We start from the raw sequence: 11,445 nt of genomic DNA, 5'->3' as shown, positions 1-11,445 counted from the left end.
CCGTTGGCCGTCACCTTGAGCTGCGCGGCGTGGACACCCGACAGCTTGTACTGACAGCCGAGATGATCTCCGAGGCTGGGCGGCTGTACCGCGATGGTGCAACCCTGGAACATCCTGCCGGCTTGTACAGAGTCAGTGATACGACGATCCGGACACACCTACTGCGTAGCGGAGTGCAACTGAGAGCAGGCGGCCGACGCTCAGCCGTTACGACCCGAACCGACTACCGCCCTAAACCAAGCCAATCTCTTTAAGAAACCTACTCGGTTCAACATCGATCCGACGTCCAAACTTGGTCACAACGAACCCTGAATAGAATATTCGCACTTCTTTACGTGCACGAGTGATCGAAACGTAAAACTTCCGACGCTCCTCGGCCAACTGCAAGCTATCGTTTATCGATAGGTAACTTGGTATACTCTGCTCATCCGCGGCAAGCAGTAACACGACATCGAACTCCAGGCCCTTGCTGGAAGTCATCGTCGTCACTTCAACCCGATCCCATTTCAGCGCGCGTTCAGCAAGCCCACGAACGGTCAGACCCGACAACTCGCCAGAAGAGAGTGCGTCACCCATGCGCCCCACCTCAAGGGCTTCTTCAGCCAATGACACTTGGCCGAGTGCGCGCCGCAGACCACAATCCAAAAGTTCATTTATGAAAGCGACTGCCGCATCATCTGCACGATCCGTGACATCCATCAGAAGTTCAGTAAGCGCTATATCGTCTTTGCGAGTCCAGCGGCCACCTAGAATGGTACGCCACGTTTGCAAAAGATCGCCGAGCCGATAGTGACTAGTTTCCCTGCCAGCCGTCGCCCAAGCGGCGCAGGCCTCAATGAATCCAGTCACAACGGTCAATCGATATGCATCACCGCGAAAAAATGCGGGAAAACCGCTCTCGCGCAAGACCCCTGCTACAGCTTCACACTGCTGCCTCTGCGGAGCCAGAACCGCGATCTCATGAAGCAAAACTCCACCAAACACAGCCTGACGGACCTGCTCGACTACGTGCCGATACTGGTCCGACAGCCCACCTGTGCATCTTGTCGCCGAAACATGGCCGCCGTGACGCTGCCGTCCAATAATGGGCGGCCTTCCCCGTCGCATTAGGTTGGCTATGCGGATTATCTCCTCACCGCAACGGTAGTTGTATTCCAGCTCAACTGCCGGCTGAACTTCGGAGCGCCTCGCAAGCTCATGGAGCAACTCCGGCCTGGCACCCGTCCATGCAAATACAGCCTGATCAGGATCGCCAACAGCAAACAAGTCGGCGTTGACCCGGTAATCAAAGCACAATGCCTTTACGAGTCTATCAAGACCAGGCGCCAAATCCTGATATTCATCAACATAGATATGCGGATACTGCGCGACCAGCATGCGCCGAATAGTCTCGTGCTTCTCTACCATCTCAACCGCAACGGCAATAAGTTCAGGAAAGTCGCGCAATCCTTGCTCGTGCAACAACCCTTCGTAACGCCGAGCTACTTCACGGATCTTGGCCCCCGATTTAGCCCAGTCCTCATCGGTCGCTAGTCGCTGCCGATTAATCTTGATCGTTGACTCAGCACTTCGCGTGTCCTCACCGCGGAGAACTTCAGCAATAGCACTTCGCATGGCTTGATCACACTGACTCTTACTGGCGATCGAAATATGAGCAAGTTCTGGTCGGCCGACAACGACAGCAAAGGGCTCGATAATCTTACCTAAAGCAAAGCCATGCACCGTGCCAACAAATAGATTCGCCCGACTTTCGACACCGAGCGACTCAACTCGCCTACGCAGCTCATCAGCCGCAGCATTGGTCAGCGTGATACACGCCGCCCCTTGCGGTTTCGATATTTTGTTCAGCAAGTCGCTCGCAAGCCGAGTGGCCAAGAGCTTCGTCTTGCCACTCCCGGGCGGTGCCAATACCACAGTATGACCTTCAGCACTGAAGGCATCCCATTGCCGATCGTTGGTTTTGAGATCTGCAATCGACTTGCTTAGCGCACTCACTGGCTCTCCAAGTATCGGAGCGCGTCAGCGATATAGGCAGGCGGGGCAACGCGGCGGAGCGCTAGTCGCTGAGCGTAGCGACCTTTACCTCCCGCGTTGTTGATCATGCCCATGAACTCGTCGTAGCCGGGGTCCCGACCACTCCAACCTTCGATTTTCGCAACAGACGGCGCTTTGCACAGTTCCTTAAGACTATCGAACGCAGCCGCCAGATTCTGCGCAGAAGCCGCCAGTAAGTCGTGCTCAAAGGTTCGACTGCCAACAAATATACCGTGTTCAACAGGCTGACCTGAGACCCCTAACCCTCCCAATAATTCTACCGCGCGCTTATCTCCTTGTCGGACACCATCTTCATCTATATCACCATCAGTTAGCACTGCCCACGGAATCCGCAAGGCTTCACAGAGATGCACATACACGCCAAAATGGGTGCCATGGATAGCGCAGACTGATATGCCAAGTTTATCGAGGTTCATTTCGAGCGACTCCGCCAGCTTCGGCAGTAGCACCTGTTCAGCAAAGCCTTCGACCAAGAGAACCCGGCGCGCGAACACAAGCTCAGCGCGCGTCGCATCAAGGTACCGAGCGATATCATCCCACTCGACGCGAGCGAGTTCAGCGTCGCTTGCTGCAGCAGCCACCGTCCGGTTCTCGCATGTTCGAAGAACAACCAAGCTACGAGGGTCCGCAACGCTGGCGATATGCGGTGACTGCGTCGTCACGAGCACAGTATTGGCGTACCGATTACTGTCCAGCAGCCGTCCAAAGATAAGGCGCTGCAGGTGCGGATGCAAATGAGCTTCCGGCTCCTCGATGGCCATTACCACATGGGCAATGTCAGCCTCTTCGAGCATTCGGGCGTCCAACCCCAACTCTTGCAAGGCGAGATAAAGGACATTTAGGGTACCAAGGCTTGCACTTGTCAGACTTCGATGCGCGTCGCCGTCAACGAACAGTCGCATTCCGCGAATCAATCGCATAGGATCATCTGGAGCAGCAGCCAGCTCGGTACTTACAGCCTGATTTGCCCCAACCATCTCAACCAGGCGCTGCCCAATGGACTCACTAAGACCTTTGACTACTTCGAGGCCGTTCAATTTGTCATTGGCGTCCTGCATTGCCTCACGCACGTCACCGAGGTCTTCCTCAGAGGCAGCCGACGCTGCCGCTAGAAGCAACGCGCGAAGAGGCGATCGTCGCCAATTCCTGATGTCCGCTTCGACATCACGCAGCGCATGCAAGAAGACCAGGTGCAAGTAACTACGCAGCTCAGACGAAATAATGCGGCCGTCCCCAGTGCCACCATAAACGGCTCCGCGGTATCGCGACTTCTGGACCTCTTCGCCATCGTCAACCGGAGCGAATCGATAGGTCAAGCGAGCACGCATTGGCTCTTCCGCCACAAGCGCATTCGCAAGTGCTGCCGCAAGCTTTCTGTCGTCCTCAAACTCGACAATCTCAATGGACGCTTCGATGACGTGACCTTGAACGAAAGGGTCCCAGCCGTCCGATCCGTCTGACAAACCATCCCAAAAGTCCTCGCGCGCGAGCTGGCGATCCGCGTAGGACAGCGAGCCGTCAAGCACAAGACGCAAGGCATGCACAAGGTTGCTCTTGCCAGCACGGTTCTCGCCAACAATCACCGTTCCGGCTTGAAGCGCCAGGTCCACCTCGGCGAGGTTGCGGAAATTCTTGACCCTAAAGCGGTCGATGCGCATCGGTTCTCCACTTACTACTCGCCAGTATACGAGGCGGCGGCCTGACCGTACAGCGTCCGCTGCGCCTAGCTTTGCTCTAACGCTGAGGGTCGGATCGATCTTGTGAGTTGTTACGGCAATGACCCGTCCCTCACCCGATCGGGAACGTAACGCCTAGAAATAGTCGCACAGAGGTTCGAGCCCGAGGTCACATGACCGAGGAGGTGTTGCAGTGTCCCGGCAGCTCAGCCGGAGCTATAAGCCCACACACTTGCTCGACCGCCCGAACAGCGGTCAACCAGCGCCAGGATTGCCCGGATCCAGCCACCGACAGTGGACCAGAGAACCTATTGCGCTAGGTGATCAGCTCTTTCTCTCCATTGCCCTGCAGCTTGGCCACCTGCGTCATCTTCTTGTCGGATAGCTCGATAAGTATGGCGAGCAGGGCGCGGGCAGCGGCTGGCGTCAGCTCCGGCGGTTCGACGGGAAGGATCACATTGATTTGATTGTGCGACCGTTCGTCGTCATCGCTCATCGCTCCAGCTCAGCGCCCTGCGACTCTGGAAGCAAGATCTCGAACGGTTGAACCGTTCAAGCGATCAGGCTCAAACTGGCCAACAAGCCGGCGAGGTCGACAGTCAAGCGGTAAGCCATTAACGCGCTTTCGATGAGCTTCGGCGAGCATTAACCGACAGGGCGGCCGACCAGCTCTTGTACCGATGTAGTACATCACTACGTCGTGTATAATGCCTGCATGAGTGACGTAATCCAACCAACCAAAGTTTCCATTTCAGGGCGAGTATCGTTTGAGCAGGAGATTACGGCCACACAGGCCGCACAGATAATTGCCTTCATAGATTCATTTTCGGGGAATCCGCCCGAGGGAATGGAGAGCCTACTGCTGCCCCCGAAGCAGTCGCCGCAGCCTCTGCAAATCGCGGCGCCTCCAGCTGCCGGGGGCTTGTCAAGTCCGCGCGAGGCCTTGGAGCTATCTGGAGCGAAGACCAACCCTGAGCGAATAGTCGCATTTGCCCTCTATATCGCTCAGCAGGGTGGGCGAGAAACTTTTACAACCGAAGATATAAAGCCGCTCTTCAGGCAGGCTCGCGAACCTATCCCCGGGAATATTTCTCGCGACCTTGATGGAGCTATTAAGGCTGGCTGGATTACCGAGTCTGACACACGCGGGGAATACTACGTGGTGGGCAAAGCGCTAAGTGTCCTTGAGTCGGGTTTCGATGGCATTCGGACTAGTCGAGGAAATGGCTCGAAGCAGCGCCAACCCAATGGGAAGACTGGTCGAAAGTCTAAGGACATACCGGAAGTCTTCAAATCCATTGAGAGCTTCTCGTCGAGCATCGAGGGTTACGGCGACTACCATAAGCTGACCAAGAAGAGCGACAAGTTTCTCTGGGCGATCAACGCGGCAAAGCTGCAGGGCGTGCCATCGTTGACCAACCAAGAGGTGGTCTGGCTGACCGACCACCTTGGAGACGGGATACCCGCCAACAACATTGCAGGCAACGTTCGTCAGCACAAGAAGGCGGGCTACGTAAACCGCACACTGCAGGACGACAAGATCCGCATTCTCCCCGCGGGTGAAGAGTACCTCAAGGGTCTGAAGGATTGAATCGTATGCTTCCTAACGACCTCTCGACCGCCCTCGCAAAAGAGATAGATCCGACGCTTGCTGCCCAGCTCATCGAGGAAGCTAGGTCGCTAGAAGAGTCGTTCTTGCTTCGACGGTGGAAGTACACGGAGCTCGATGGTGGTCGGTTCGCCGAGGTTTCCGCTCGCATCGTCTATCATGCCGACTCGGGCAACTTGTCTCTAACCAAATCGGTCGACGACTGCCTGAAGTACGTTGACAACGGCCAGGTTGCTCACAACTTTCCCGAAAAGCAAGCTGCAATTCATTTCGCCAAAGTAATACGCTCTATCTATAAGCTTCGCAGTCAGCGCGGCGCGGTCCACGTATCGCCGACCTATACGGCCAACGAGATTGACTCGCGCCTTATTATCGAGTCAGCACGATGGGTACTGGCGGAGTTCATTAGAATATTCATCAAGTCGAAACCCGAGGAGGTTGCAAGTGCCATCCGGAACCTTGCAAGGTTTCCTCAGCCGCTAATCCGCACCTACGTTGATACTCCTTTGTTGCAGTCGATCAGCTTTACAGCGGAGGAAGAGGTGCTCGCGCACCTCCTGTACGCCGAAGAGGGCTTAGCTACGAACGATCTCACCACCAGGATTCCCAAAGACGCGTCTGGCATTCGTCGCGCACTCGGAAAACTGTCTTCAGGAAAATATCGTCAGATCGTTACTCGAAGTAGCCGGTGGTATATTACCGACCTGGGCATAAATCGAATCGAAGAGAAGATAGCGAACGAGGTCGCGCCCTGATTGCGGTTAGGTGAGCTGCTCGATCCGCTCGAAGATCTCCATGTCCGTTTGCTTCTGCCAGTCCGGCAGGTCGGCCCAGTCGGCCACGTAGGCGGGCTTCGGTTCAGGGATGTGCTTGTAGATCTGGCCAATCCAGCACAACGATACGAAGCGGCCCTTCTGTTCGCGGGTCAGCTTCGTGGCCGCGCCGGCCGTCGCCTGGATGAAGGCTGCCACCTGTTCGTACACTGCCGCCGCGCTCTGGCGTTCCCAGGCGGGCGTCTCGTCCCACGGCGCGATGTAGCCGGGCTTCGGCTCACCGGCGTAGTGCTTCGTGACGCCCGCGATCCAGGCTTCGCGGAAGATGCGGCCGTGCTCTTCGGACAACGAGAACTCCTTCATCAGGCGGGAACGGCCTTGAGCCGGGCAATCTCCTGCTCAAGGTGGCGAACGTGGGTGTCGGCTCGGAATGGGGCCAACTGCGGACGGAGCACGGCCAGTTTGCGGCCGACGTACCCAGCCGAGCCGGTCTGGCGCGCCACGTCGAGCGCGGCATTGCCATAGGTGACGAGTTGGTGGGTGTCGCGCCGCTGGACGCCAATCGTGGCCAGGTCCGTCAGGACACTACCCCGGCGACGTGGGGAAATGTCCTGGTAGAGGGCGTCCGTCAACGTGGCTTCGACCAGGTCCGGGCGGCCGAGCTCGACTTAGCAGGTTCCACGTTCCTCGGCGAGGCGCGAGCCCTCAAAGCGCAGCCAGCCGCTGGTGCGCACCGAACCATCCAAGCTCGTGACCTCTTCAGCCGTGGCCAGCGACTGCTCGCACGCGGCCAGGTTGCCGAGGCCGGCGTGGGTCTGAGCCTGGACTGCCGCTACCCAGTGGCGGGTGGACAGCTCCGGGTCGCCGCGGCGGGCGATGGATGCAGCTCCTTCAAGCAGTGGAGCGGCCTGGTCGAACTGGCGCTCGTACACCCCGATGAAGGCGTGTCGGGTCATGGCGCAGGCCCACAGGTCGAAGGCGGCCGCCTCCTTGCTGGCACTGGCCGCCAGGGCGTAGCGCTGGGCAGCATCCGTGTACTGGTCGCCGTCGAAGAAGATTTCGCCGCACAGCTGGAACAGGTCGGCGGCCGCCATGCACAGCTGTCGCCGCACTGCCGAGGTCTGCCGCTGCTGGAGCGCAGCCGTCAGGACACCGAGCTGCTTACGCACGACGGGTAGCGCCAGCTGCTTGGACTTGGACCGGGAGAAGACCTGCCACAGCTGGGCGTTCAATCGGTCGTACTCGGTAGCTGCGGCCCGCGCCGCTAATAGCTGATACCTCGGCACTCCTGCCACTGGCGTTTCGCCGGAGATTCCGAAATCTGTTCGGCACGTGTTCGGAAAGTCCGCCATGGTTCTCCCTGCCCACATGCGCCAAAATAAAAACCCTGAGCCGCCACCAGCGCGACACGCGGATGAGATCTAGTCATCTACGAGTCACTTAGTGCTGGTAGGTAGGCTCAGGTATCACACAACAGAAGCCTCGAAGCGAGGGGCTGTCGCGCATCTTTTATTACATGCCCATCCGTGCCAGTCGTCAAGCACGGCTGGTTAGATGCGGCCACACGCCCCCCTCGAGCTAACAGAAAGGGGGTTTTGAATGCCCGATCCCGCTTCACAACAACCTATTCGCGTCACCGCGCAAGAGCGCAGCCATCCGGCTGTCCGGAAGCTGGCTCGGGCGTGTATCGCCATCGCTCGACAGCAGCTCTGCACGGAGCGTCGCTCCGAGACCGGTAGCCAGCCGGCGGACCAGGAGGTGACGCATGACTGACCTCCAATGGTTCGAAGCAATCCCGCCGCGGAACGGCACGCCGACCGACCTGACCGCCATGTGCCGCGTGCTGGCCGATCGGCCGCAGCACGGCCTTCGCCGACTGCAACCGCTCGTCGTCTTCGAAGCTTGGTTCGCCCATGACCGGGTGCGCTGGCTGCTCGGCGTCGAACCCCGTATCGCTGGGTCACTGCCACAAGAGCTCGTCGCCCAACTGCCCGACATGGCGCTCCTGGAGACAGACGTGCCGGATCGGCCGGCGCCGGTCACGGCCCGCGAAGTTCACCTGACGAACAAGATCCACCCCGTCCGGCTGGATACCTCAGCTGGTGTCACGGCCGGGCTCGTACAGCTGCGGGAGTCGCTGCGACCGAGAGAGGCCGTTGTGGGTGAGCTGGGTGGTCGGACCAAGCCATCGTTCAACGCAAGTTCCGGTCAGTGAGTCGCCGTTGGAATGGCTGGGCTGGGTGCCGCCCCGTGAACCGACCAGCGACGAGCAACGAGGCTGGAAGACCAAGCTGGCCGAACCTCTTCTCGGAGTGCGCGGTGGGCTCGGCGCGGTCGCTGACCACCCGAAGCGGGCCGCCTAGCTGCTCCGCCCGGCCGTCTCCGCGCTGGGCTTGGCCAGTGGTTCGCACACGCGCATCTACGCGTCACCACAGCCGAGCAAGACGGCGGATCGCCTGATCCGCGTCATGGGCCGGGTGCGGTCGTTCTCCTGCATCACCAACGCCAGCGAGCTAGCCACCCTGCTCGGCTGGGCCCTGCACGGCTTGGAGGTGCCCGGTGGTCCGGGCGGCTTCGCGGCTCCGCCAGGTGACCTGCTCCACGACGCCTCAGCTGGAACCCTGACCCCGGCCAGCCGGCCCCTCGGGCAAAGCACCCATGCGACGGCTCGCGGTCAAGCGGTCTGGCTTCCACGTGCCAGCACCTGCTCTTGCGCCGGAGTGGGGCCAAGCTCGTCTCCTGCACGGAGAACATCGACGACACGCCGAGCGGCCGGCTGTTGTACGGCCTCCTAGCGGAGATCGCGGAGTTCTACTCCCGCAACCTCGCCCAGGAGGTCATGAAGGGTCTCTTGCGCAAGGCCGAGGAGGGCGGCACGCCGTTCCGCGCACCACTCGGTTACCTGAACGTCCGAGTGAAGATCAACGGCGTTGAGGTCGCTCGCGTAATTCCTGATCCAGACCGCGCCGAACTGGTGCGGTGGTGCTTCGAGCAGTACGCCACCGGCGAGTGGAACGCCGCCGATCTCGTGCTTGAAGCGCAGGCGAAGGGCCTCACGAGCAAGCCCGGACACAGCACTCCAGCCGGCGAGGTCGGCCTGACGACGATGTACTCGATGCTCAAAAACGCGTACTACATGGGCATCATCTCCTACCAAGGCATCCACTACGAGGGCAAACATGAGCCGCTCGTCGAACAGGAGGTCTGGTTGACCGTTCAAGATCAGCTCGCCGCCCGCACCCAGACTGGCGACCGAGACCGCAAGCACTCGCACTACCTGCGCAGCACGATCTACTGCTCGGACTGCCACGGACGGCTGGTCTTCTCGCAGAGCGCGGGCAACGGCGGATTATACTCGTACTACCACTGCGCCAAGAAGCGGACGCGGGCGAACAACTGCCGCCGCCCCGGCATGCGAGTCGAACGCATCGAGCAAGGCATCGCCGACTTCTATCGCCGCTTCGAACTCAAAGCCGAGCATGTCCAGCTCATCCAAACGGGTGTACGCAACGAGTTCGCCACCCAGCAGGCCGAGGCACAAGCCGGAGCCGCCCGAGCCGAGAGGCGCCAAGCGCAGCTCAACGACGAGCGCCAAAAGCTCCTACAGGCGCACTACGCCGGCCACGTGCCCGGCGATCTCCTCGGCGCTGAGATGAGCCGCTTGACTCGCGCCCTCACCGAGGCCGAAGTCGAGCTGAAGGCGGCTCGCGCGACCACCACGGAGGTCGAAGCCACCTTGTCAGCTGCTCTGGTGGCCGCCGGCCACTGTCACCGCGCCTACCTGACCGCCGACGAGAACGTCCGGCGCCAGACCAACCAAGGGTTCTTCGCCAAGCTGTTCATCGGGCACGACGGCAGCGTCGAACAAGTCGAGCTGAACGAGCCGTTTGCCACGCTCATGTCACCGACTCTCGTCCAAGCGATGGCTCCGCACCAAACGGCCACGATTCCGCCCCAAGTCGCCGGAGACGAGACGGACGGGCTGGCCGCCTGCACGCCACCGCCGCCACGCCCCACGGCGTCATCGGCGCATTCGGCGAATATCGTGACGCGCATCACGTCGTGACAGAACGCGAAAACAGCGCCACGGATCGTGACGCTGTTTTCATTGCTAACGGTGTGAATAAGACAAACCTGGTGGGCGCAGCAGGGTTCGAACCTGCGACCGCTCGGGTGTAAGCCGAGTGCTCTTCCGCTGAGCTATGCGCCCCGCCGGCGGATCCGGCGTACGAAGCCAGATCCGCCGGGGAAATCCATCAGGCCAGTGCGGCGACGGCCTTCTTCCACGCCGACTGGTCGCGGGCTTCGCCGGGCGAGTTGACCTCGGCGAAGCGGACGATGCCGTCGGTGTCGATGAGGAAGGTGCCGCGGACCGCCATGCCGGCCTTGTCGTTGAAGACGCCGTACGACTGGGCGACCGCGCCGTGCGGCCAGAAGTCCGAGAGCAGCGGGAACTGGTAGTTCTGCTGTTCGGCCCAGACCTTGAGCGAGAAGACCGCGTCGACGGATACGCCGAGGATCTGCACGCCCTGGGTGTCGTAGTCGGCGAACTCGTCGCGCAGCTGGCAGAGCTCGCCGGTGCAGGTCCCGCTGAACGCGAACGGGAAGAAGACCAGCAGCACCGGCTTGTCGCCCTTGAACGACGACAGCGTGACGGGCTGCTTGTTGTAGTCGTTGAGCGTGAAGTCCGGGGCTGGCGTACCGACCTCGACGGCCATGCGGCGAATCCTCTCCGAAAGCGATCACGAAACCTGCGCCGACAACCCTATCGTGTCACTGGCGCAGGTCCGGGTTCACCGCTGTTTCGCCTTCGAGGATTTCGGCGACACGAGGCGCGTGCCGAGCCAGTCGGCTCCCACGCTGATGTTGGCGGTCTGTGACAGACCGACCTGCGGCACGGCTTCGGCGATCTCGCTGGGCTCGACGTGTCCGGGCTGTCCCGTCTTGGGGGTCAGGACCCAGATCACCCCGTTCTCGTCCAGCGGCCCTCGGGCGTCGACCAGGGCGTCGCCCAGGTCACCGTCGTCTTCGCGCCACCACAGCAGCACGACGTCGATGACTTCGTCGGCGTCCTCGTCGAGGAGTTCGGCGCCGATCTCCTCGATCGCCGCGCGGACGTCCTCGTCGACGTCCTCGTCCCAGCCGATCTCCTGGACCACCATGTCCGGCTTGATGCCAAGGCTCTCGGCGACGCCGGCAGTGCCTGCGTCTCCCGCGGCGACCACTGCTTCCACTCCTCCAACTACGACGGAGCGCGGTGGTCTGGCACGCAGCTGAACCTGCGCCGGCCACCACACTCGGGTACACGGTTGTCGATAGCGAACACTGGCGC

12 protein-coding genes and 1 tRNA gene are annotated in these 11,445 nt (G+C 60.6%); 4 read left to right on the top strand and 9 right to left on the bottom strand.

What is annotated here, in order from left to right; genetic code table 11:
• Positions 1-231 precede the first annotated feature (231 nt).
• The 3 genes from VSH64_RS48370 to VSH64_RS48360 all read right to left on the bottom strand — a co-directional run bounded on the left by VSH64_RS48370 (position 232) and on the right by VSH64_RS48360 (position 4,227).
• Positions 232-1,995 (bottom strand): ATP-dependent helicase, encoded by a 1,764-nt coding sequence (locus VSH64_RS48370; protein WP_326569468.1) that lies wholly within the window; start codon positions 1,993-1,995, stop codon positions 232-234.
• A complete protein-coding gene (locus VSH64_RS48365) occupies positions 1,992-3,713 on the bottom strand; it encodes an ATP-dependent nuclease (RefSeq protein ID WP_326569467.1) in 1,722 nt (573 codons plus the stop codon). The genes VSH64_RS48370 and VSH64_RS48365 overlap by 4 nt, the downstream gene beginning before the upstream one ends.
• Positions 3,714-4,047: 334 nt before the next feature.
• Positions 4,048-4,227 carry a hypothetical protein gene (locus tag VSH64_RS48360; RefSeq protein WP_326569466.1) on the bottom strand — a complete coding sequence of 60 codons (180 nt, stop codon included), beginning with the start codon at positions 4,225-4,227 and terminating at the stop codon, positions 4,048-4,050.
• Between the two features lie 219 nt (positions 4,228-4,446).
• On the opposite strand from VSH64_RS48360, the gene VSH64_RS48355 reads away from it, so the two are divergent.
• Positions 4,447-5,322 carry a hypothetical protein gene (locus tag VSH64_RS48355; RefSeq protein ID WP_326569465.1) on the top strand — a complete coding sequence of 292 codons (876 nt, stop codon included), beginning with the start codon at positions 4,447-4,449 and terminating at the stop codon, positions 5,320-5,322.
• 5 nt (positions 5,323-5,327) lie between these two features.
• Positions 5,328-6,095, top strand: coding sequence for a hypothetical protein (locus tag VSH64_RS48350; RefSeq protein ID WP_326569464.1), 768 nt, complete (start codon positions 5,328-5,330; stop codon positions 6,093-6,095).
• A gap of 6 nt (positions 6,096-6,101) precedes the next feature.
• Here the strand turns inward: VSH64_RS48350 and VSH64_RS48345 are convergent, their stop codons facing one another.
• Genes VSH64_RS48345 through VSH64_RS48335 form a run of 3 tightly spaced genes read right to left on the bottom strand, consistent with a single transcriptional unit; the run spans position 6,102 to position 7,465 of the window.
• Positions 6,102-6,476 carry a hypothetical protein gene (locus VSH64_RS48345; RefSeq protein WP_407655618.1) on the bottom strand — a complete coding sequence of 125 codons (375 nt, stop codon included), beginning with the start codon at positions 6,474-6,476 and terminating at the stop codon, positions 6,102-6,104.
• Positions 6,476-6,745, bottom strand: coding sequence for a hypothetical protein (locus VSH64_RS48340; protein ID WP_326569462.1), 270 nt, complete (start codon positions 6,743-6,745; stop codon positions 6,476-6,478). The genes VSH64_RS48345 and VSH64_RS48340 overlap by 1 nt, the downstream gene beginning before the upstream one ends.
• Before the next feature lie 36 nt (positions 6,746-6,781).
• On the bottom strand, positions 6,782-7,465 hold the full coding sequence (locus tag VSH64_RS48335; protein ID WP_326569461.1) for a hypothetical protein: 684 nt from the start codon (positions 7,463-7,465) through the stop codon (positions 6,782-6,784).
• A gap of 413 nt (positions 7,466-7,878) precedes the next feature.
• Between VSH64_RS48335 and VSH64_RS48330 the strand changes: the two genes are divergently transcribed.
• Together VSH64_RS48330 and VSH64_RS48325 are read left to right on the top strand one after the other, a co-directional pair.
• A complete protein-coding gene (locus VSH64_RS48330; protein ID WP_326569460.1) occupies positions 7,879-8,328 on the top strand; it encodes a hypothetical protein in 450 nt (149 codons plus the stop codon).
• A gap of 495 nt (positions 8,329-8,823) precedes the next feature.
• On the top strand, positions 8,824-10,179 hold the full coding sequence (locus VSH64_RS48325; protein ID WP_326569459.1) for a recombinase family protein: 1,356 nt from the start codon (positions 8,824-8,826) through the stop codon (positions 10,177-10,179).
• Between the two features lie 69 nt (positions 10,180-10,248).
• Here VSH64_RS48325 and VSH64_RS48320 read toward each other — a convergent pair.
• The 3 genes from VSH64_RS48320 to VSH64_RS48310 form a co-directional block, all read right to left on the bottom strand.
• Positions 10,249-10,323: transfer RNA gene (locus VSH64_RS48320), tRNA-Val, on the bottom strand.
• Positions 10,324-10,369: 46 nt separating this feature from the next.
• Positions 10,370-10,831: a peroxiredoxin gene (locus VSH64_RS48315; RefSeq protein WP_326569458.1), complete on the bottom strand. Its 462-nt coding sequence runs from the start codon at positions 10,829-10,831 to the stop codon at positions 10,370-10,372.
• Positions 10,832-10,906: 75 nt separating this feature from the next.
• Positions 10,907-11,338 (bottom strand): DUF3052 domain-containing protein, encoded by a 432-nt coding sequence (locus tag VSH64_RS48310; protein WP_326569457.1) that lies wholly within the window; start codon positions 11,336-11,338, stop codon positions 10,907-10,909.
• Between the last annotated feature and the right edge of the window lie 107 nt (positions 11,339-11,445).

Source organism: Amycolatopsis rhabdoformis (assembly GCF_035918295.1).
Taxonomy (GTDB): Bacteria; Actinomycetota; Actinomycetes; order Mycobacteriales; family Pseudonocardiaceae; genus Amycolatopsis; species Amycolatopsis rhabdoformis.
Note: the sequence above shows the minus strand (reverse complement) of the source record. Positions and strands in the feature narration are given on the sequence as shown.

Excerpts from the sequence above, each read along its gene's own strand:
- VSH64_RS48365 (WP_326569467.1), bottom strand. The coding sequence starts at position 3,713 with ATGCGCATCGACCGCTTTAGGGTCAAGAATTTCCGCAACCTCGCCGAG.
- VSH64_RS48360 (WP_326569466.1), bottom strand. The coding sequence starts at position 4,227 with ATGAGCGATGACGACGAACGGTCGCACAATCAAATCAATGTGATCCTT.
- VSH64_RS48355 (WP_326569465.1), top strand. The coding sequence starts at position 4,447 with ATGAGTGACGTAATCCAACCAACCAAAGTTTCCATTTCAGGGCGAGTA.
- VSH64_RS48350 (WP_326569464.1), top strand. The coding sequence starts at position 5,328 with ATGCTTCCTAACGACCTCTCGACCGCCCTCGCAAAAGAGATAGATCCG.
- VSH64_RS48345 (WP_407655618.1), bottom strand. The coding sequence starts at position 6,476 with ATGAAGGAGTTCTCGTTGTCCGAAGAGCACGGCCGCATCTTCCGCGAA.
- VSH64_RS48335 (WP_326569461.1), bottom strand. The coding sequence starts at position 7,465 with ATGGCGGACTTTCCGAACACGTGCCGAACAGATTTCGGAATCTCCGGC.
- VSH64_RS48330 (WP_326569460.1), top strand. The coding sequence starts at position 7,879 with ATGACTGACCTCCAATGGTTCGAAGCAATCCCGCCGCGGAACGGCACG.
- VSH64_RS48315 (WP_326569458.1), bottom strand. The coding sequence starts at position 10,831 with ATGGCCGTCGAGGTCGGTACGCCAGCCCCGGACTTCACGCTCAACGAC.